Source organism: Ralstonia sp. 24A2, assembly GCF_051783885.1.
Classification (GTDB): Bacteria; Pseudomonadota; Gammaproteobacteria; order Burkholderiales; family Burkholderiaceae; genus Ralstonia.
In genome coordinates this window covers 743,761-764,100 of record NZ_JBPVZD010000002.1, presented here as the reverse complement: position 1 = coordinate 764,100, position 20,340 = coordinate 743,761, and the positions used below count along the sequence as shown (strand labels likewise).

Here is a 20,340-nt window from a genome sequence, read left to right as displayed (position 1 = left end):
TTCCTCACAGGCTACGCACGTGCTTGATGCCGTGCTGCTCCAAGATCGCGGCGAGATTGCTCTTGGCCACATCGTTCTCGAAAGCACTGTCGCGGAAGACGGCGGTAGTTTCGGTGGCGGTGCCCTGCTCCTCACGCCACTGAGCCATACCTAAGGCCAGGGCTTCGGCATCCGCCACACCGATGTGCTCGTCCATACAGGCCAGCAGTGTGCCAGCGCCAACGCTGTGCACAGTCTTACCTGCGATCTGCACTTGCTCCATGGGCACGCACAGGTCAAGGCCGAGCTTCAGTAACACCTCATACAACACGTCGTCATTGGTGCGACCGGGCTCGATATGCTCAAGGTTTGAGAGCAGCGAAGCCCGCAGATCTGCGGGGTTGGGATTCCAAGCGCGAATGTTGGAGGTGTCGAGTTTGAATGCTCTAAATCCTGTATCAAGAGACTTCGCACGCTCCCTATTTTCATGGCGCGCGCCAGCTCTCCGAACCCTGTCACGAGTAATGTCCGCAATAGTCTTAAACCCCCTTGGCGACGTCTCGGACAAAGGTTCCGGCAACTGAACAAGAATGCATCGTCGATTCCCATCGTCCTCTGCATTCAAATCATATGTGGCATGCAACGTCGTGCCAGATCCCGCGAAGAAATCCAGTACCAGAGCATCTTTCGGCGCCCCAATCTGGAGCACGCGCTTTAGCAATCGAACGGGTTTCGGAGTAATGAAGAGATCCTCTCCCGCATCCGCTTCCATCAACTGGGAAAGTTCTTGTTTAGCATGCCGAGTACTGCCGACATCCTTCCACGGCCAGTATGTCTGAGGAACCACGCCATCCTTGACCTCTGAAAGAAAGCGTTTGATACCTGGGCGGTTGTCCTTTGCTTCACCCCACCAAATGCGCCCATCTTCGTCGAGTTCTTTGAACTTCTCTTCGCTGATTCGCCAGTAACTGCCGGCCGGAGGCCCCGGAATTACCCGCCCGGCAGGGGTTGTAATGGGGTATCGCCCCTGCGCGTAATAGTTTCGCGCCGCCAGGTCGCCCAGAAGCCAAGGCCCGCGAGAATCATTGTCGGGGTTCTTGTACCTAGCAATCATCTCCTGAGTTCGAGGAAGCGGGCATGGTCGCCAAACTTCGCCCTTTTTCGCATAGATAACGACATAGTCATGATCTTCACTTAAGTGAACAGCCGAGTTCTTAGGGCTGTCCATTTTGTGCCAGATGACAGTCGCAACAAAGTTCTCCGCGCCCAGGACTTCATCCATCACATGCCGCAGATTGTGGATTTCATGATCTGCGATGCTGACAAATATTGCGCCATCTTCAGCCAACAACGATTGCGCAAGTTTGAGACGTGGGTACATCATGTTCAGCCAATCGGTGTGAAACCGTCCGCTAGCTTCTGTGTTACTAGTGAGCTTCGTGCCGCCCTCGGTTTGGTTCGTCAGTTCCAGGTAGTTCTTGATGTTGTCCTGGAAGTTGTCCGGGTAAACAAAGTCTTTGCCGGTGTTGTACGGCGGGTCGATATAGATCAACTTCACCTTTCCCGCATAGCTCTTTTGCAGAAGCTTCAGCACTTCAAGGTTGTCGCCTTCGATCATCAAGTTCTGCGTTTTGTCCCACGCCACGCTCTCTTCTGGGCATGGGCGCAGCGTGCCGGTGCTGGGTGTCAAAGCAATCTGCCGAGCCTTGCGCTTGCCGTGCCAATTCAGGCCGTACTTCTCGTCGGCATCAGTCGCAGTAGCGTCGCCAATCAACGCTTTTAGAACATCGACATTTAACGCTGCAACGGTCTCGCCATCAGTCGCCTTCTCCGTCACCAGTTCAGGAAACAACCCCTTTAGTTTGGTGATGTTGTCAGCGATCAGGTCAGCACTCTGCGCCAAGGGTGAATGCGCTTCGATTTTCTGGATGGTCATTCAGATATTCTCTCAATACTTTGAATTCGGCATTGGCCTGCCAAGGCTTACGCGTCTTGCGGGCCGCCCATCTGGCAGTCGAAAGACTGACGAATCAGGCCCATTGCATAGGGCAGTTCACTCATGCTGCATAAGCCGACTTCGACATCCCCGATACCCCAATGACCAACATTGGAGATGTCACGGCACAACCCCTTGGGGTCTTCAATGTCGGCAATGTTCAAGTTCAGTACCAGCAGCAGACGCTTAGCTTGCGGCACCACATCAACAAAGTTTGTTTCCGCCTTGTAAGCCACGCGGACCTTCAAAAACTCCTCGGTCACACATGCGTCCAGTCCCAAAATCGCTTTGCGCAACTCATCAAACAACTCACGCAAGGGGCCGACAGTCAAATGGGCATGATCAGCCAAGCTGTACTGTTGGCCCGACTTCGCCGCAGTTGGTCGATAGACGCTAAGTATGTCCTCGGCCAACTGCGGAGCGCCCCATACTTTGGTGGCATCCGCAGCCAAACGCTCTGCGCGGGCCTTGATTGCAGCCTCATCCCATCGCTTAACTTTGCCAAGCCCCAAATTAAGTTTCAGCGGGCTGTGAGCAAACCCTACGGGGTTGCCGTTCTTGTCAGTGATCTGATCCCGTTTGTCAGTAAACGAATGATCGCTGTACTCGCTGTTGTACCCAGTCAGGGTCAGGTTTCCCAAGGTATGCAGCCATTCCTGCTGAACACGCTGCCAGTCCGCCCCCAACTCCGCCTGCCACTCTTTGGACAAAGCCTCGTTTTGCGGAAGAATGTGTTCGATGGTGTAGTCCTCAACCACCACACGCTCTTTACGGTCGTGGTTTTCGAGGCGACGTAACCAGTAGCTACGGCTGCGGAAGTTGTATAGGTCACGCACCTTGATGTCGCGTTGGAACTCTTCCCCGCTGGGGAAGCGCCGATAGGACGGCAGCAACAAAAACGCGGCTTGAACGCTTTCAAGATAGCGGTCTTTTTTCAGCGTTCGGCTCAAGCCAGCAAACGTCTTGTTCAGCGAGTTGGTCGGAATAGCGCAGATGGCGCGACGGAACACGTAGCTCTCAACCAGACGGACGATGTGTAGCACTTCCTCACTGGTCAAGCGGCCCTGCTTGTAGTCGTGATAGACGTCCAGCAAGAACGGGTACGCCACATCTACCTTCAGTTCGCGCAGATCGTGAAAGGCTTGCTTGAGTGCGGCGTCGCTTTCCGTACCCAGCGCCATAGCGCAGTAGTAAGACGCGTAGGCATAGATGTCCGCAACCAAATCACGGATATCACCTTTGAACCCACGTGCAAAGCCCTTGAACGCGACGTAGACCTCGCGCACGTTCGGAATTTCGCCAGTTTTTGCGGTCAGGTAGTGACGCATGAAAGCGTCGAAATGCAGCACATACGCGGCTTGACCAAAATCCCGCTCCATCGGTCGCCAGTAGCTCTTGTACAGATCGGTCTGCAGCTTGGGCTCGAGCCCCATCAGGATGTAATTGCGAATCAGATCTGCCTGGCTGAGCTCCAGCCCTGTGGAGTTCATGCTCTCGAAGATCAACTGCGGGTTGTCTTGAGAACGGTCCAGCGACACGTCTACGATCACCAGCTTGGCAAGGCCTTGGCAGATGGCTTCCAGCTCAGCCTGATTTGCCGAAATGAGTTCTTGGAACAAGGCGTAGTTTTCGGTGATGCGGGTACTCGCCTCGGCTGGTTTTGGTGTGCCTTGGAGGATCGCAAGCAGCGTGTCTTTGTCTGTTTCTGACAAGATCAGCTTGAAGTGGCGCTCACCGTCTTCGTCTGGGTTCAGCAAATAGTAGTTGCGCAGCTTCTTGGCAGAGAAAGCTTCCAGCAACTCCCCCACACCCTGGGCCTCAAAGTGCTTCGCCAACGCTGCAATAAGTAGCGTGCTGGTAGTCAAGCGCTGTTGACCGTCGATCACCAACAGAGCTTCTTGCGCTGTGACGGAGGACAACCCTCGCTCGACATAAACGATAGAACCGATGAAGTGGGCATTAACTGCTTGATCGCGACCTGCGCGCATCAAGTCGGCCCACAGTTGGCGGCACTGGTCGGCCGTCCAGGAGTAGTTGCGTTGATAGATCGGAATGACAAACTGCGGAGACTTGCGCAGAAACTTAAGCAGGTTCGCTTCGGTGGCTTTCACTTCGATCCTTTATAGGCTTTGTGCGATCAGCTGACGCTCGGCCAGCAGTCCCTTAATTTCTAGATTGGCGGCAACCTGCCGTGCCAACTGCTTTTCTTTGCTCGCCGCGCTACGCGCTGCCGTAATTCGGGCATCCAACTCTTGACAGGTGCGCAGGGCTGCACGGCGTTCGGAGGCTTGCTCGGGGCTCTCACTCAACCTGAACTGCCCGGTTAGCTCAACAACCTGCCATGCAGATAGCACGTCAAACCAGCCTTGGTACAGCGCCAAAAAGTGCGTGCGAGGCTGTCTACTCAGCGCTAGTGAACTGAGGAGCGCGTTAAGTGCCGTGTTTGTCTTGTCATCCGACACCACGGTATTGAAGGCTGCGACGATCGAATCGCCATCTAGCACTATCTTTTCCGCTTCACGTTGCGCCCAGCGGACATGAACCATGGAAACAAACAATTGCCGGCCCTCTTCCAAGAGGAGCACTGTAGGGTACGGAACCGCACGATGAATCAATTCGGCCGCACGCTTAACGGCGGTGCTAATTCTTAAGGCTTGCTGGTGAGGCTGGTCGTAAGCGGTTTCCTCAGCTCGTAGCCTGACGCTCAAGATTGCCACTTCCAGGTAGCTGCGAACCTCATCCTCATAGGCTGCGATACCGACGTTGGAAGGCTTGAGAGCGGCACACCAAGTCAGCTCTTCGATACGGTCTTGCACCAACCTCCGATCCGCCAGGGTTGCCGCACCGTGCTCGGCTAGCATCTTCTTGGGAATACGCTGCTGCACCATCGCAGCAGTTGGAAGTGTCATCGCGATCAATACATCACTCCCGCATATCTTCGCGGAGCTCATGCGGCTGACGCCTCTACACCGTTTGGCAATACGATAAGGAATGCCACGACCTCAAAATCGTTAGCGCCAGCGAATTCACCTTTCATCGCATGCGTGCCACCCGGGGAAAACAAGCTGGCGACAGCGCGCTCTTCAGATTTCCCGACAATAGAGGACACCGCAGCGGCCAAAAGTTTTTGCGCTTGCCGCATGTCTTCACCGTGTCGAGTGCCTCGATCGAACCGAGCGCAAGCCGTGGCATCGGGAATATCGCGGCCTACACACAGTCGCTTTAGACGATCAAGAATGCGTTTGGCTTGGGTGTACGGCAAGAGCACAGCACCATCGTCACCCACGTGGACCAGGTAGTGCGGGGCTAGCGGATAGTTGGGGTCAATCACCTTTCCTGCAGCAGCCCCATCAACGCGAAGACAAAATAGAACGCCGGAAGAAATATCCGCGTCGATGCTCGTTGTGACCGCAAAGCACCCCAACGGCATGCTTTCCAGCTTGGTGGGATGCTCGCGTGAGTATTCGGCTAGGTCGATACGGAAGTCGGTTAGCGTGAGATCGGTAATAGCAACACCGCTAGATAGGTCCTCCAGATCAATCACCGTCTCTTGCAGTTTCAATAGTTGGTTGCGCCGATACTCCAGGTCATTCATCTGGTTGCCAGACTGTTGCTCGATGATGTTCTCTTCACCAGTCGCAGAGATGTCCAGCAACACCATGCGCCCACTCACCCGCTGCTCCAGGTTGATGTACTCCTCAAGCTCCATGTTGGGCCAGAAGTTCACCAGTTGAATGCAGTTGTTGGTGGACCCGATACGGTCGATCCGACCAAACCGCTGAATGATGCGAACCGGGTTCCAATGGATGTCGTAGTTGATAAGCCAATCGCAGTCCTGCAGATTCTGACCCTCGCTGATGCAATCGGTGGCGATGAGCAAATTCAGCTCACCTTCGTGGGCCAGCTCTTCCGGGCGCTCTTTAGAGCGCGGCGAGAATGCCGTCAGAATGCTGGTTAGGTCGCGGTGCAAATGTGGCAGCGTGGTTTGGTTGCGACCCGCACCGGTCACTAGAGCTGATTCGATACCCAGCTCCCCCTTGGACCAAGGTGCTAGATGCTCATATAAGTAGGCGGCGGTATCGGCAAATGCGGTGAACACGATCACCTTGCGATTGCCGGGATTGGTAGGCTGCCGGCACTTGTCAGCGATAAGGCCTCGCAGTTTTTGCAGCTTGTCGTCGCGTGTCGCGCTCACCTGCTCGGCGGCGGCATAGAGCGTGGCCAAGCGGTTGCGATCTTCAATCAGATCTTGCTTCCAACGCAGAAGGTCAACATCGCTAAGCAGGACCTTAACCTTGCGGCCAACGAGAAGCGACTCAAAGGCGGGATCGTCGATGTCCACGTCGGCTATGTCCGGCTCTTCGATCTCCTCTTCATGCGCGTCGATTCGAGCCAGCAAGCCCTCTACATCCTTCAGTTGGCGTTGAACCGTCAAAGCAAACGATGACACTGCGCTCTCCATTCTCTTGAGAACGTTGACGCGCAGCAGATGGATCAGGCTTTCTTCACGGTCTACCTGTCGGAAGAAACTTTCGCCACCGCGAATCTGGGTGCTGTACTTCTGATCGTAGGCTTCTTGCTTGTGCGGAAGCACATAGCGAAGTGGCGCGTAGGCCGAGAGATTGAGGCGCCTGATCTCAAGATTGATGTCGCGAATCGAGCGGAATTCGCCCGCACGGTCCACGTCGGCCTTGATGTTGATCGGTGGCAGTCGGTCAGGGAACCGGCCTGTTTCAGCCGTGCCGTAGTACTTCTCGATGTGTCGCCGTGAGCGAGCGATCGTCAGGTGATCAAGCAAGGCGAAGTAATCGAAGCCCAGCATCTCCACCAGTAAAGCTGGCGTCTTTTCCTCTGCCGGCAAGTCCAGCCACCGATTGAATGCCTTTTGAGCGCGTCGCGTGGTGCTATCAATGCTGGCGATGCCATGGTCAAACAACGCCGTGTCGTCACCCTCTGTCACGAAGGCAATCTGATTGCGAAGGTCAGCCAGTCGGTTGTTCACAGGCGTGGCTGAGAGCATCAGCACCCGCGTCTTAACGCCTTCACGAATGATTTTCCGCATCAAGCGGTCATAGCGCGTTTCGCGACCTTTGTTGGCAGCCTTATTGCGAAAGTTGTGGGACTCGTCAATTACGACGAGGTCGTAGTTGCCCCAATTCACGTGGGACAAGTCGATGTCACCTGAGTGACCACTATCGCGAGTGAGGTCCGTGTGGTTGAGAACGTCGTAGTTAAGGCGATCCGGGGCCAAGATATTGCGCCGGTCGTTGGCCTTGTAGAGCGTCCAATTGTCACGCAAGCGTTTGGGGCATAGCACCAGAACACGATCGTTGCGCAGTTCGTGATACTTGATGATGGCCAAGGCCTCGAAAGTTTTACCCAGGCCAACGCTGTCAGCAATAATGCAGCCCCCAAAGCGCTCAAGCTTCTCGATAGCACCCACAACACCATCACGTTGAAACTTGTAGAGCTTCTTCCAGACCACCGTGTTACGAATGCCTGTTGCCGATTTGACAACCTTTTCTTCGTCTAAGCCCTCTGTTGCGAATAGCTGTTGAAGCACCAGGGCATAAATGCTGGCGGCATCGCGGTGCGTAGCAAGCTCTTTGACTGCAGACATCAGGGACGTGTTGGCCACCGGGTTGCCTTCGAGCTGCGCCCATTGCACGTCGAACCATTGGCTCAACATACGTGCCTCAACCACGCTTTCCGACGCCTGAATCAAATTCAGTGGGTTGCCAGGGGTGATGCCCAGACCTTCCGTGCCGAAACCGAACGAACCTAACACGGCTTGCTGGGCATCGCCTGCGTTGTCGCGCAAGACGAGGGTGCCTTGAGGAATGGCTCCCTTCGCACTACGCACTTCTGCCCCGCCTTCTAACCATTGCAAGAGCTGGCGCGCAAGCCAATGCGCTTGCAGTCTGTTGCGAAAGTTGCGGTCAGCAGATGTACCAAGTAGTCCGAGGTGATCTAGCTGAGGCGTAGGCGTCGGCGCTTTTGGGAGAGGAGGGACGACGATTCGCGCTCGATCCAACAACGGCAACTCGCTCAGCAGCTCGGCAAACGCGAACAAGGAAAAGGACTCAGACACCATGTCCAATTTGTGGCTGCGCTTCAGCCACGGACGAATCATGTCCAATACCCTGTCTGTGCCGACATTGCTGACGAACTTCATCGCTCTGTTCCCCCCGGAGTGATAGCTGCCTTTCTCACCATTATTGGGATACTGCGATCGTGTTCCTGCTCATAGCAAATGAAAATGGTGCAAGAGCGGCAACACAGCAGGTGAATACCCAAAACAGATATTCATACACCAGTCAGGATGAAAATCAAAAGCCCCCATGTTAGGGGGCTCCTGACGTGAAATAAATTTCACCTACTTACTAATTCGAAACCCCGCCTACCTCAGCAAGGGCTCCGTGTTCGGTGGCGTTTGACATGAATGATCAAACATCAATATTCCGCGCCACCAACGCATTGCTCTCAATGAAGTTCCGGCGCGGTTCCACGTCGTCGCCCATCAGCGTCGTAAAGATCTGGTCCGCCGCAATGGCGTCTTCAATCTGCACGCGCAGCAAGCGGCGCTGGGTGACGTCCATGGTGGTTTCCCACAGCTGCTCGGGGTTCATTTCGCCCAGGCCCTTGTAGCGCTGGCGGCTCACGCCGCGCTCGGCTTCGCTCAGCAGCCACGTCATGGCGGCGTGGAAGTCGGCAACGTTCTGCTCGCGCATCTTGTCGCCGGTGCCACGGCGCACCTTGGCGCCGTCGCCAATCAGGCCCTGGAAGGTGGCGGCGGTGCTCGACAGTGCGGCGTAGTCGGCGCCGGCCACGAAGTCGGCGTCGATGTGGCTGAGGCGCTGGTTGCCGTGCTGGCGGCGCACCACCATCACGCGGTACTTCTCGCTCTTCTCGTCGTACTGCATGAAGGCGTCTGCGGTGGCGCCGCCGTTGGCGCTGCTGGCGTTACCTTGCATTTCCAGCAGGCGGGCCTTGAGCGTGCGGGCGCTGGCTTCGGCGGCGGCTTCGCTGCTCAGGTCCAGGGCCACGCCTTCGGCAATGGCGCGCAGGGCGTCGGCGTCAATCACGCGCGACAGGCGCTCGATCACGCCGCGGCTGAGCTGGTACTGGCGTGCGAGTTCGGCCAGGGCGTCGCCGGCAATCTCGGTGCCGTCGGCACGCACCAGCACGGCGGTGTCCAGCGCCTGGCGCACGAGGTAGGCGGCCATCTCGACGTCGTCTTTGATGTAGCGCTCTTCCTTGCCGTGCTTGATCTTGTAGAGCGGCGGCTGGGCGATGTACACGTGGCCGCGCTCGATGATCTCGGGCATCTGGCGGTAGAAGAACGTGAGCAGCAGCGTGCGGATGTGCGAGCCGTCCACGTCAGCATCGGTCATGATGATGATGCGGTGGTAGCGCAGCTTGTCGAGGTTGTAGTCGTCCTTGCCAATGCCGGTGCCCATGGCGGTGATGAGCGTGAGCACTTCCTGGCTGGAGAGCATCTTGTCAAAGCGCGCGCGCTCGACGTTCAGGATCTTGCCCTTGAGCGGCAGGATCGCCTGGAACTTGCGGTCGCGGCCCTGCTTGGCGGAGCCGCCTGCGGAGTCACCCTCGACGATGAAGAGTTCTGACAGCGCGGGGTCTTTCTCCTGGCAGTCGGCCAGCTTGCCGGGCAGGCCCATGCCGTCGAGCACGCCCTTGCGGCGCGTCATTTCGCGGGCCTTGCGGGCGGCTTCACGCGCGCGGGCGGCTTCCACGATCTTGCCGCAGATGATCTTGGCGTCCACCGGCGTTTCCAGCAGGAAATCCGCCAGCGCCTTGGCCACGACTTCTTCCACCGGCAGGCGCACTTCGGAGGACACGAGCTTGTCCTTGGTCTGCGAGCTGAACTTGGGCTCCGGCACCTTGACCGACAGCACACAGGCCAGGCCTTCGCGCATGTCGTCGCCCGAGGTTTCCACCTTGGCCTTCTTGGCGATCTCGTTGTCGGCGATGTACTTGTTGATGACGCGCGTCATGGCGGCGCGCAGGCCCGTGAGGTGGGTGCCGCCGTCGCGCTGCGGGATGTTGTTGGTGAAGCAAAGCACCTGCTCGTTGTAGGCGTCGTTCCACTGCATCGACACTTCCACGGCCACGCCGTCTTTCTCACCGCTGGCGGTGAACACGGTCGGGTGCAGCACGGTCTTGTTCTTGTTGATGTACTCAACAAAGCCCTTCACGCCGCCCGAGAAGGCGAAGTCTTCTTCCTTGCCGGTGCGCTGATCGGTCAGCTTGATGTGCACGCCGTTGTTCAGGAACGAGAGCTCGCGAATGCGCTTGGAGAGGATCTCGTAGTGGTACTCGACGTTGGTGAAGATCTCTTCGTCGGCCAGGAAGTGCACTTCGGTACCGCGCTTGTCGGTGGTGCCCGACACGTGCAGCGGGGAGACCTCCACCATCGTGCCGTCCGGCGCTTTCACCGTTTCGATCAGGCGGTTTTGCGGAATGCCCTGCGCAAACTCGATGTAATGCACCTTGCCGCCCTGGCGGACGGTCACCTTCATCCACTTCGACAGACCGTTCACGCACGACACACCCACGCCGTGCAGGCCGCCCGACACCTTGTAGCTGTTCTGGTTGAACTTGCCACCGGCGTGCAGCTCGGTCATGGCGATCTCGGTCGCGCTGCGCTTGGGCTCGTGCTTGTCGTCAAACTTGATGCCGGTCGGAATGCCACGGCCGTTGTCGATCACGGAGATGGAGTTGTCCGTGTGGATGGTGACCTGGATCTCAGTGCAATGCCCGGCCAGCGCCTCATCGATGGAGTTGTCCAGCACCTCGAACACGAGGTGGTGCAGGCCGGTGCCGTCCGACGTATCGCCGATGTACATGCCCGGCCGCTTGCGTACCGCCTCCAGGCCTTCCAGGATCTGGATCGAGGCGGCGTCATAGCTGTTGGCCTCGGCGGGGGTGGATTGCGGTTTCTGCTCTTCGGTCATGTCGTTCTGCTCGCTGCCATGGACACGGAAATGGTGGCTTCAGTGCACACAGCGGGGTTGCTTAAAAACGGCGAAGGGGCGGATCTCTCCGATCCAGCCCCTCGTCTTGCTTTCGATGGTGCTTATCTGGCAAATGCGTGTCAGATGCGCATCGGCATGACGACGTACTTGAAGGTGTCGTCGTCGGGCAGGGTGATGAGCGCGCTCGAGTTGGAGTCGCCCAGGCTCACCTGCACCTTTTCGGCCTTGAGGTTGGCCAGCACGTCCAGCAGGTAAGTCACGTTGAAACCGATATCCAGCGCATCGCCCTGGTAGTCGATTTCGAGTTCTTCCTGCGCTTCTTCCTGGTCAGCGTTGGTGGAGCTGATCTTCAGGACGTTGGTGTCGAGCATGCAGCGCACGCCCTTGAACTTGTCGGTCGTCAGGATGGCCGTACGTTGCAGTGCGCTTTGCAGGAACGTACGTTCGATCGTGAAGCTGTTGCGGTAACCCTTGGGGATCACGCGCTGGAAATCCGGGAACTTGCCTTCGACCAGCTTGGAGATCAGCTCGATGTTGCCGAAGGTGAACTTGACCTGGTTCGACGCCAGTTGCACCGAGACGGGATCGTCCACGTCTTCCAGCAGGCGTTGCAGCTCAAGAATGGTCTTGCGCGGGATGATGACTTCGTGGCGGCCGCCGGCGCCTGCCGGTTGCTCGCCCGTTTCCACGCCGCAGTAGGCGAGGCGGTGGCCGTCGGTGGCGACTGCCATGACTTGCTTGCCGTCCACCACCAGCAACATGCCGTTGAGGTAGTAGCGGATGTCCTGCTGGGCCATGGAGAAGTGCACCATCGCCAGCAGGTGCTTGAGCGTCTTCTGCGGCACGGTGATGCGCGCGCCAAAGTCGGTTGCCTCGGCCACGGTCGGGAATTCTTCGGCAGCCAGCGTCTGCAGCGCAAAGCGGCTCTTGCCGGATTGCACCGTCATGCGCTTGTCGTTGAGCGTGAGCGCGACTTCGCCATCAGGCATCGCACGCAGGATGTCGACCAGCTTGCGGGCAGCCACGGTGGTGGCGATGTCGCCGGCGCCGGCACCGCAATCGGCGTGCGTGGTGATCTGGATTTCGATGTCGGTGGACAGGAAGGAAACCCGTTCACCCTTCTTCGTGATGAGCAGATTGGCCAGGATGGGCAGCGTGTGACGGCGTTCCACGATGCCGCTCACGATTTGCAGCGGACGCAGCAGGTTGTCTCGCGAGGTTTTGACCAATTGCATGAAGGCGATCCTTGCAGTTTGAGGTGACACCGCGCGCGCCCCAGCATCAGCCCAGTGGGCATGTGCCTGCAGGAGCATTCGCGATTAACCCCAAAATCGTTGCAAATCAAGGGGTTAATCACAAATTATACCGCAAAGAAGGGGGCGCTGGATAGCGTCGCGCGCGCGGCAAATACGTCTATTGTGCATGAAAAGACGCCCGCGTTCGAGCGGGCGTTTGCATGCGGCAAATTCTGGGCAGATGGCGCTGCCATGCGCTTTGGTGGCACACGGCGACACATCGACACATCAACCCTTGAGCGTTTGCTCCAGCACGTGCAGCTCGTGGTTGAGCTGGGCGTCCTTGGTGCGCTCGTCAGCGATCTTGCGCACGGCGTGCAGCACGGTGGTGTGGTCCCGCCCACCAAACAATTCGCCAATCTCGGGCAGGCTCTTCTGCGTCAGCTCCTTGGCCAGATACATGGCGATCTGGCGCGGGCGCGCGATGTTGGCCGGCCGCTTCTTGGAGTACATATCCGCGACTTTGATGTTGTAAAAATCCGCGCAGGTCTTCTGGATGTTCTCCACCGAGATCTGGCGGTTCTGCACCGTCAACAAGTCCTTGAGCGCCTCGCGCGTAACCTCGATCGTGATCTCTTTGCCGTGGAAGTTCGAGTACGCCAGGATCTTGCGCAGCGCGCCTTCCAGCTCACGCACGTTCGAGCGCAGGTGCTTGGCCACGAAGAAGGCGACCTCTTCGGGCACGGTCACGTTCTCGGCCTGCGCCTTCTTCATCAGAATCGCGACGCGCATTTCCAACTCGGGCGGCTCGATGGCCACCGTCAACCCGGAGTCGAAGCGCGAGATCAGGCGGTCATCAATGCCGGTGATCTCTTTCGGATACGTATCGCTGGTGATGATGACCTGCGCGCGGTTGGCGATCAGCGCCTCGAACGCGTAGAAGAATTCTTCCTGCGTGCGGTTCTTGCCCGAGAAGAACTGGATGTCATCGATCAGCAGCAGATCGAGCGAGTGGTAGTAGCGTTTGAAGTCATCAAACGCCTTGCGCTGGTAAGCCTTCACTACGTCAGAAACGTACTGTTCTGCGTGAATGTAGCGAATGCGTGCGCGCGGGTTCTCCATCAGCATGAAGTTGCCGATGGCATGGATCAAGTGCGTCTTACCCAGGCCCACGCCGCCGTACAGGTACAGCGGGTTGTACGACTTGCCCGGGTTGTTGGCGACCTGGATGGCCGCGGCGCGCGCCAACTGGTTGGCCTTACCGGTGACGAAGTTGTCGAACGTGAGGATCTGGTTCAGGCGCGAGCGCTCGTGCACGGTGTCATCGACCGGTGCCTGCGGCGGCACAGCCAGCGTCGCGACCACCGCGGGTGCGGCCGGCGGCATGCGGTACGACTGCGCGCTGACTTCGGCGGCGTCCATCACGGGCACGTCGATATCGGCCGCCGCGCGACCCACCCCATGGCTGGCCGTGGCGAGCGCGGTTTCGCGGTACATCGCTGGCGCCGGGCGCACAGCGGCCGGGTTGTGCGCGATGCCGCTTGCCACCGGCATCGCTTGCACGGGCTGCGCCGCCTGGCCAGCCATCGACGGCATCGGTGCAGGCGCAAATGCCGGCTGCTGGAGTGCCTGGCGCTGGCCGGCGGTCGGGTCGAGCACGAACTGCACGTCGACCTGCATCTCCCAGTAGTCACACGCGAGCGACTGGATGCGGCCCGAGAACTGGCTCTTGACCCAGTCGAGCTTGAAACGGTTGGGCGCGGCAATCCGCAGCGTGCACGCCTGCTCGTCAAACGACAGCGGCGTGAGCGGCTTGATCCACGTCTTGAATTGTTGCGGCGTCAGCTCACTCTCGAGTTGAGCGGATGCCGCATGCCAGAAATCCTGCATCGTTATCGTTTGGTGTTTGACCGGCGCCACACACACGTCATCGACGACGTCCCCGGGTGGGCCGGCCGCCGGGCCTCTGGCGCGGGCCAGAAACCGGGTGGCATTCGTTATTGGAACGGGATTGTACCCCCGGCCGAAAGTTATCCACAAAGGATAAGTCTGTGGATAACCTGTGGACCTGCTGTGAGTAGCAGTGGACAACCCATTTTGCTACCCTCCCACAAACCCAATACTGGCAAGGGTTTCATCGAAATGCCCCAAGCCGCACAAGGCGCTGGGGACAACTCACAAGGGGGTGGATTTCTGACGCCGGACGCACGTTATCCCCAATCCGTCAGGCTTGACAGATTCGGCAAACATCGTTTAAATGGCGGGTTCTGCGATGCGCGGCAGGGGAGCGCACGCTTGTTCGTGTCAGACGCGGCGCCGGATTCGTCCAGCGCGCCTGATCCGGCTAAGGCCCGATACCGTCGGCGCCCATGAACAACACAGCGCACGGCGGTCTGCGTGGGCGATTTCTCCTAATGAATCGACACCAGGCTTTGCGGGGCGACCCTAGGCCCGGCGCGTGCGGCAGCGTCCGCACCACCAATTAACAAGAGAGTGCATCATGAAGCGTACCTACCAACCTTCCGTTACCCGTCGCAAGCGCACCCACGGTTTCCGTGTCCGCATGAAGACCCGTGGTGGCCGTGCCGTGCTGAACGCACGCCGCGCCAAGGGCCGTAAGCGCCTGGCCATCTAAGACTGCCGCGCCCCGGGTGGCGGCTCCTGGCCGTTGCCCATGGCTTTTGCCGCAGTCTTACCCCCAGCCGGCGATGGGCCTGCACGCCTACCCCAAAGCCGCAAGGCTGACGAAAACGGATGAGTTCTCATCCGTTTTTGCTTTGCGGCCCGTCCGGCGTAGTCGTCACTTTGTGCTGTATGTGCGCGCCAACGGACACCCGCAGGCGCGCCTGGGCGTGGTGATCGGCAAGAAATTTGCCAAGCGCGCCGTCGAGCGCAATCTCATCAAGCGCCAATGCCGCGAGTTGTTCCGCCTGCGGCAACCGTCTCTGGGCGGCCGCGACGTGCTGATCCGCCTGCACGCCAAGTTTCCGCGGCAGGACGTGCCCACCGTGGCCGCCTTCAAGCGCATCTGCCGCGAAGAGCTGTCGCATCTCTTTGAGATTGCGACACGGCCGCTGCCTGCACCGCCCGCCCCACCCGCTGCCTCCCAGCCTGCCGCCGGGAGCACGTCATGACGCGCGTGCTGTTGTTTCTGCTGCGCATCTATAAAGTGGCGTTCAGCCCCTTCGTGGGTGCGCAATGCCGCTTCCTGCCGACCTGTTCCGACTACGCGCGCGATGCCGTCATCACGCATGGGCCGGGCTACGGCAGTTATCTTGCGGCAAAACGCCTATGCCGCTGCCATCCGTTCGCACAAGGCGGGTATGATCCTGTGCCGCCCGCCGCTGGCGACGCTGTGCCCCGCTCCACCGATTCCGCATCGACCGACGCGACCGCAGCCGACTCTCAGGCTGCGCGGCCGTCGATTCACCTTCCCAGACCGTAATCCGACATGGATATCAAACGCACCATTCTCTGGGTGATCTTCTCGCTGGCGGTTGTCCTGCTGTTTGACAACTGGCAACGCGCGAATGGCCACCAGTCGATGTTCTTCCCGACGCCGCAGACGGCGACGACTGCCGCGCCGGGCAGCACGCCCGCAGGCGACGTGCCGAAGAGCACCGCCGCAACGGCAGCCGCAGGTTCGCAGGCCGTTCCCGCAACGGGCGCCCCCGCGACCAACGCACAGACACCGGCTTCGGAAAAGATCGTCATCACGACCGATGTGGTGCGTGCCACCATCGATACGGCTGGCGCCATCGTGACCAAGCTTGAGGTCCTGGACCAGAAGGATCACGACGGCAACCCGATGGTGCTGTTCGACCGCAGCATTGAGCGCACCTACCTGGCGCGCTCGGGCATCATCGGCGGCGACTTCCCGAACCACACGACGGTGTTTGCGGCATCGGCCGGCCCGCGTGAGCTGGGCACGGGCAACGATGTCTCCATCACGCTGACGGCCGACAAGGGCGGCGCCAAGCTGGTCAAGACGTACGTCTTCAAGCGCGGCAGCTACGTGATCGACACGCGTTTCGACGTGACCAACGACGGCACCGCGCCGATCAACCCGACGCTGTATCTGGAACTGGCCCGCGACGGCGGCGCGATTGAGCAATCGCGCTTCTACAGCACGTTCACCGGCCCGGCGGTCTACACCGACGGCGACAAGTTCCACAAGATCACCTTCTCCGACATCGACAAGGGCAAGGCACACGTGCCGGCCCCGACCGATAGCGGCTGGGTGGCGATGGTGCAGCACTACTTTGCCTCGGCCTGGATTCCGGCTGACAACGTCAAGCGTGAGTACTACGTCGACCGCGTCGATACCAACTTCTACCGCATCGGCATTCAGGAGCCGCTGGGCACGGTGGCGCCGGGCGCCAGCGTGTCGGCCACGGCACGCCTGTTCGCCGGCCCGCAAGAAGCGCGCATGCTCGAAGCCATCACCCCGGGCCTGGATCTGGTCAAGGACTATGGCTGGCTGACCATCGTCGCCAAGCCGCTGTTCTGGCTGCTCGAGAAGATTCACGCGCTGCTGGGCAACTGGGGCTGGTCGATCATCGCGCTCACGGTGCTGATCAAGCTGGTGTTCTTCCCGCTGTCGGCCACGAGCTACCGTTCGATGGCCAAGATGAAGGACCTGCAGCCGCGCATGACAGCCATCCGCGAACGCCACAAGGGCGATCCGCAAAAGATGAACCAGGAGATGATGACGCTGTACCGCACCGAGAAGGTCAATCCGCTCGGCGGCTGCCTGCCGATCGTGATCCAGATTCCGGTGTTCATGGCGCTGTACTGGGCGCTGCTGTCGTCGGTGGAAATGCGCGGCGCGCCGTGGCTCGGCTGGGTGCACGATCTGTCGGCACCGGACCCGTTCTACATCCTGCCAGTGCTGATGGCCGTGTCGATGTTCGTGCAGACCAAGCTGAACCCGACCCCGCCGGACCCGGTGCAGGCCAAGGTGATGATGTTCATGCCGATCGCGTTCTCGGTGATGTTCTTCTTCTTCCCGGCGGGCCTGGTGCTGTACTGGGTGGTGAACAACTGCCTGTCGATCGCGCAGCAATGGTCGATCAACCGCATGCTGGGCACCAACAAGGGCGCCGCGCCTGCCAAGTAAGGCGAACGCGCTTCAGCAAAAAGGGCACCTTCGGGTGCCCTTTTTTCATGCTGCTCAATTGCGAACCCTATGCGGGCGCGTGGCAGACCGCCTCGATGTTGTGGCCGTCCGGGTCGCGTACGAACGCACCGTAGTAGTTCGGGTGATAGTGCGCACGCACGCCGGGGCCGCCATTGTCGGTGCCGCCGGCAGCCATCGCCGCAGCGTAGAACGCCTCCACCTCGGCACGCGACTCCACGCGGAACGCCACATGCAGCGGCGGGTTGTTCGGCCCCTGTCCAGCCATCGCCGCAGAGATCCAGAACTCCGCCTTGCCCGGCGGGCCGAAGCCAGCCACATCGGTGTGCCCCGTCACGGCGGCAGGAAACTCCAGCAGCTTGGCAAAGCCGATGGCACCCAGTGCTTGCTCGTAGAACCGCTTGCTGGCCTCGAAGTCGCTAACGACGACGCCGGTGTGATCGATCATCCGAATCTCCCTGGTTGGAAACTGGCGCGCAACTGCGCGGCTGCCGCACAATACCGCCCATGACTGCTGCTGACCATCCCACGACCTTGCCAAACGCTTCCAACGCGCCGCGTGCGCCCATCCGTACGATCCCCATCGCGGCGATTGCCACTGCGCCCGGGCGGGGCGGCATCGGCGTGGTGCGTGTGTCGGGGCCGGACGTGCGCGCCGTCATGCAGGCCGTCTGCGGCCGGCTGCTGACACCGCGCCAGGCAACCTACCTGCCGTTCCTCGACACCGACGGCAGCGCCATCGACCGTGGCATCGCGCTGTGGTTTCCGGCGCCGCACTCGTATACGGGCGAAGACGTGCTCGAACTGCAAGGCCATGGCGGCCCGGTCGTGATGCAACTGCTGCTGCAGCGCTGCTTGGCGGCGGGCCGCGAGATTGGCCTGCGCGTGGCGGAGCCTGGCGAGTTCACGCGCCGCGCCTTCCTCAACGACAAGATGGACCTGGCGCAGGCCGAGGCGGTGGCCGATCTGATCGAAGCGAGCACCGAAGCCGCTGCACGCTCAGCCGCGCGTTCGCTCGATGGCGCGTTCTCGCAGGCGGTGCATGCGCTGGTCGAGCGCGTGATCCATCTGCGCATGCTGGTGGAAGCGACGCTGGATTTTCCCGAAGAAGAAATCGACTTTCTCGAAGCCTCGGACGCGCGTGGCCAGCTTGCCGGCATTCGCGCGGCGCTTGACGGTGTTCTGGCGCAAGCGCGTCAGGGTGCGCTGCTGCGCGAAGGCCTGCACGTCGTACTGGCTGGGCAGCCGAATGTCGGTAAATCGTCGCTGCTCAATGCGCTGGCCGGTGCGGAACTGGCCATCGTCACGCCCATCGCCGGCACCACGCGCGACAAGGTGCAGCAGACCATCCAGATTGAAGGCATCCCGCTCAACATCGTCGACACGGCGGGCCTGCGCGATACGGAAGACGAGGTCGAGCGCATCGGTATCGAACGCACCTGGGCGGCCATCGCACGAGCGGATGTGGTGCTGCACCTGCTGGACGCGGCGGACTATCGCGCCAACGGTCTCTCCGCTGAAGACGCCGCGATCGACACCCGCATCGCCGAGCACGTACCGGCCGGCGTGCCGACACTGCGCGTGATCAACAAGATCGACCTGACGGGCGTGGCCGTTGCTGGCCGCGTGGATGCCGAGCCGCCGGAGGTCTGGCTGTCTGCACGTGATGGCGTGGGCGTTGAACTGCTGCGCACGGCGCTACTGGAGATTGCCGGCTGGCAGGGCGGCGGCGAGGGACTGTACCTGGCGCGTGAACGCCATCTCGCCGCCTTGCGCACCGCCCGGGAAAACCTGGCCCTGGCGGCCGAGCATGCCGATCAGCAAGCGCAATCGCTCGATCTGTTTGCCGAAGAGTTGCGGCTCGCGCAGGAGGCGTTGAACAGCATCACGGGGGCGTTCTCCAGTGATGATCTACTGGGGGTGATCTTCAGTCGGTTCTGTATCGGAAAATAGTGGACCGCCCTGGGATGCCTGAGGTTGCCGAGACTTCCAAATCAAGTTGTTGTTTTACGAGGAATACCTGGCCTCGCACCTCAACGGCACGCTATCGAGCAGCGGAACCAGGCAGTCAAGCTGGACGTCAGCCGTTGCCTACTTCGGTTCCCTCGGCAATGACAATGAACTCGCTAGCGGCTTCACGTTGAATGGCGGCCATGATTGCGAACTCAGGCCCGCTGTGAGGCTCGCTGGCGACAATGCCGGTGGCATGCTTAGCCTTCGCGCCTAAGGGGTAGAAGACGAACAGAACGCCGGATGAGACATCCGGCTCGGCACGCAGGCGCTTGTTGAGGATCTTCAGGTATTTCTTCTTGGTGACCTTCTTTGCAGCCATATCGCCCTCCAACTGGTAATGGTGTGGGCCAGCATACCAGCCTGATCTCATGGAGAGCGATCAATGATTGGCTTGGGGGGGAAGAAGCGGTGAGGTTTGGCGCCAGCGAGCTAGCGTGAAACCTAGCAATTCAGCGCCGTTCCGGGACGTGGAATCCCTGTTCATTTTGCGGATAGGGACACGGCATTTGATAGCTACCTCCCACGGCTTCGACCTCCACGATCCCAGACCAAGGTAGCGATCTAGAGACCTGCGTGCCAGACTCCGAGTAGACGAGCGCAGAAGGCACTCCTAGCGCAATCAGTTCTTTGACAACTTCGTCTGCTCGCTTCTTAGCGAGAGCGGCCCCTACAGTTGAATCCGTCGCTTCTGAGGCATCAAAATGAGCGGACGCCACCATGACCTCCAGCGGACACCAATGCGCTTTGATTTTCTCGAGCAGGCGGACAAGCTCCACGCGCTCAGCCGTCGCAAGTTGTGCAGACCCTGGCGCGAATTTCAGGTCGACCCAGTTGGTGGGCTTCTCGAAGGCGAGCACGCTCGTGGGTACGCTCAACGTCGCAATCAGCAGCAGCGATGACAGGTTCTTTTTCATTGTGGTCGATGCTCATGTGCCGAGCAGTGCGCGTGGTGGGGCTGCAGTGTGTCGTTCTGGAGCGCGTTGA

At 59.8% G+C, this 20,340-nt stretch carries 15 protein-coding genes; 5 read left to right on the top strand and 10 right to left on the bottom strand.

What is annotated here, in order from left to right:
- Positions 1 to 4: 4 nt before the first annotated feature.
- The 7 genes from ACS13N_RS08360 to dnaA form a co-directional block, all read right to left on the bottom strand.
- Positions 5 to 1,915 carry a site-specific DNA-methyltransferase gene (locus ACS13N_RS08360; RefSeq protein WP_438931222.1) on the bottom strand — a complete coding sequence of 637 codons (1,911 nt, stop codon included), beginning with the start codon at positions 1,913 to 1,915 and terminating at the stop codon, positions 5 to 7.
- Positions 1,916 to 1,962: 47 nt separating this feature from the next.
- Positions 1,963 to 4,086, bottom strand: coding sequence for a GmrSD restriction endonuclease domain-containing protein (locus tag ACS13N_RS08355; protein WP_438931221.1), 2,124 nt, complete (start codon positions 4,084 to 4,086; stop codon positions 1,963 to 1,965).
- 9 nt (positions 4,087 to 4,095) lie between these two features.
- A complete protein-coding gene (locus tag ACS13N_RS08350; RefSeq protein ID WP_438931220.1) occupies positions 4,096 to 4,926 on the bottom strand; it encodes a DUF4391 domain-containing protein in 831 nt (276 codons plus the stop codon).
- On the bottom strand, positions 4,923 to 8,150 hold the full coding sequence (locus tag ACS13N_RS08345) for a helicase-related protein (protein ID WP_438931219.1): 3,228 nt from the start codon (positions 8,148 to 8,150) through the stop codon (positions 4,923 to 4,925). Before ACS13N_RS08345 ends, ACS13N_RS08350 begins: the two co-directional genes overlap by 4 nt.
- A 271-nt stretch (positions 8,151 to 8,421) precedes the next feature.
- Positions 8,422 to 10,950, bottom strand: a complete 2,529-nt coding sequence (gene gyrB, locus ACS13N_RS08340; RefSeq protein WP_438931218.1) for a DNA topoisomerase (ATP-hydrolyzing) subunit B — start codon at positions 10,948 to 10,950, stop codon at positions 8,422 to 8,424.
- 140 nt (positions 10,951 to 11,090) lie between these two features.
- Complete coding sequence (gene dnaN, locus ACS13N_RS08335; RefSeq protein ID WP_438931217.1) at positions 11,091 to 12,206, bottom strand: DNA polymerase III subunit beta; 1,116 nt, start codon at positions 12,204 to 12,206, stop codon at positions 11,091 to 11,093.
- Between the two features lie 288 nt (positions 12,207 to 12,494).
- Positions 12,495 to 14,096, bottom strand: coding sequence for a chromosomal replication initiator protein DnaA (gene dnaA, locus ACS13N_RS08330; RefSeq protein WP_438931216.1), 1,602 nt, complete (start codon positions 14,094 to 14,096; stop codon positions 12,495 to 12,497).
- Positions 14,097 to 14,706: 610 nt separating this feature from the next.
- On the opposite strand from dnaA, the gene rpmH reads away from it, so the two are divergent.
- The 4 genes from rpmH to yidC all read left to right on the top strand — a co-directional run bounded on the left by rpmH (position 14,707) and on the right by yidC (position 17,325).
- A complete protein-coding gene (gene rpmH / locus ACS13N_RS08325; RefSeq protein WP_003262958.1) occupies positions 14,707 to 14,841 on the top strand; it encodes a 50S ribosomal protein L34 in 135 nt (44 codons plus the stop codon).
- A gap of 73 nt (positions 14,842 to 14,914) precedes the next feature.
- Complete coding sequence (gene rnpA / locus ACS13N_RS08320) at positions 14,915 to 15,340, top strand: ribonuclease P protein component (RefSeq protein ID WP_438931215.1); 426 nt, start codon at positions 14,915 to 14,917, stop codon at positions 15,338 to 15,340.
- Positions 15,337 to 15,651 carry a membrane protein insertion efficiency factor YidD gene (yidD, locus tag ACS13N_RS08315; protein ID WP_438931214.1) on the top strand — a complete coding sequence of 105 codons (315 nt, stop codon included), beginning with the start codon at positions 15,337 to 15,339 and terminating at the stop codon, positions 15,649 to 15,651. The genes rnpA and yidD overlap by 4 nt, the downstream gene beginning before the upstream one ends.
- A 6-nt stretch (positions 15,652 to 15,657) precedes the next feature.
- The gene (gene yidC, locus ACS13N_RS08310) at positions 15,658 to 17,325 is read left to right on the top strand and encodes a membrane protein insertase YidC (protein ID WP_438931213.1); all 1,668 of its coding nucleotides are present in this window, start codon (positions 15,658 to 15,660) and stop codon (positions 17,323 to 17,325) included.
- Between the two features lie 67 nt (positions 17,326 to 17,392).
- Here yidC and ACS13N_RS08305 read toward each other — a convergent pair whose 3' ends face one another.
- A complete protein-coding gene (locus ACS13N_RS08305) occupies positions 17,393 to 17,791 on the bottom strand; it encodes a VOC family protein (RefSeq protein WP_438931212.1) in 399 nt (132 codons plus the stop codon).
- Between the two features lie 59 nt (positions 17,792 to 17,850).
- On the opposite strand from ACS13N_RS08305, the gene mnmE reads away from it, so the two are divergent.
- Positions 17,851 to 19,296, top strand: coding sequence for a tRNA uridine-5-carboxymethylaminomethyl(34) synthesis GTPase MnmE (gene mnmE / locus ACS13N_RS08300; RefSeq protein ID WP_438931211.1), 1,446 nt, complete (start codon positions 17,851 to 17,853; stop codon positions 19,294 to 19,296).
- 127 nt (positions 19,297 to 19,423) lie between these two features.
- Here the strand turns inward: mnmE and ACS13N_RS08295 are convergent, their stop codons facing one another.
- On the bottom strand, positions 19,424 to 19,675 hold the full coding sequence (locus ACS13N_RS08295; RefSeq protein WP_438931210.1) for a hypothetical protein: 252 nt from the start codon (positions 19,673 to 19,675) through the stop codon (positions 19,424 to 19,426).
- A gap of 130 nt (positions 19,676 to 19,805) precedes the next feature.
- Positions 19,806 to 20,270, bottom strand: coding sequence for a hypothetical protein (locus tag ACS13N_RS08290; RefSeq protein ID WP_438931209.1), 465 nt, complete (start codon positions 20,268 to 20,270; stop codon positions 19,806 to 19,808).
- Positions 20,271 to 20,340 lie beyond the last annotated feature (70 nt).

Excerpts from the sequence above, each read along its gene's own strand:
- rpmH (WP_003262958.1), top strand. The coding sequence starts at position 14,707 with ATGAAGCGTACCTACCAACCTTCCGTTACCCGTCGCAAGCGCACCCAC.
- rnpA (WP_438931215.1), top strand. The coding sequence starts at position 14,915 with ATGGGCCTGCACGCCTACCCCAAAGCCGCAAGGCTGACGAAAACGGAT.
- yidC (WP_438931213.1), top strand. The coding sequence starts at position 15,658 with ATGGATATCAAACGCACCATTCTCTGGGTGATCTTCTCGCTGGCGGTT.
- dnaA (WP_438931216.1), bottom strand. The coding sequence starts at position 14,096 with ATGCAGGATTTCTGGCATGCGGCATCCGCTCAACTCGAGAGTGAGCTG.
- gyrB (WP_438931218.1), bottom strand. The coding sequence starts at position 10,950 with ATGACCGAAGAGCAGAAACCGCAATCCACCCCCGCCGAGGCCAACAGC.
- ACS13N_RS08360 (WP_438931222.1), bottom strand. The coding sequence starts at position 1,915 with ATGACCATCCAGAAAATCGAAGCGCATTCACCCTTGGCGCAGAGTGCT.
- ACS13N_RS08350 (WP_438931220.1), bottom strand. The coding sequence starts at position 4,926 with ATGAGCTCCGCGAAGATATGCGGGAGTGATGTATTGATCGCGATGACA.
- dnaN (WP_438931217.1), bottom strand. The coding sequence starts at position 12,206 with ATGCAATTGGTCAAAACCTCGCGAGACAACCTGCTGCGTCCGCTGCAA.
- ACS13N_RS08305 (WP_438931212.1), bottom strand. The coding sequence starts at position 17,791 with ATGATCGATCACACCGGCGTCGTCGTTAGCGACTTCGAGGCCAGCAAG.
- ACS13N_RS08345 (WP_438931219.1), bottom strand. The coding sequence starts at position 8,150 with ATGAAGTTCGTCAGCAATGTCGGCACAGACAGGGTATTGGACATGATT.
- ACS13N_RS08290 (WP_438931209.1), bottom strand. The coding sequence starts at position 20,270 with ATGAAAAAGAACCTGTCATCGCTGCTGCTGATTGCGACGTTGAGCGTA.
- mnmE (WP_438931211.1), top strand. The coding sequence starts at position 17,851 with ATGACTGCTGCTGACCATCCCACGACCTTGCCAAACGCTTCCAACGCG.
- yidD (WP_438931214.1), top strand. The coding sequence starts at position 15,337 with ATGACGCGCGTGCTGTTGTTTCTGCTGCGCATCTATAAAGTGGCGTTC.
- ACS13N_RS08295 (WP_438931210.1), bottom strand. The coding sequence starts at position 19,675 with ATGGCTGCAAAGAAGGTCACCAAGAAGAAATACCTGAAGATCCTCAAC.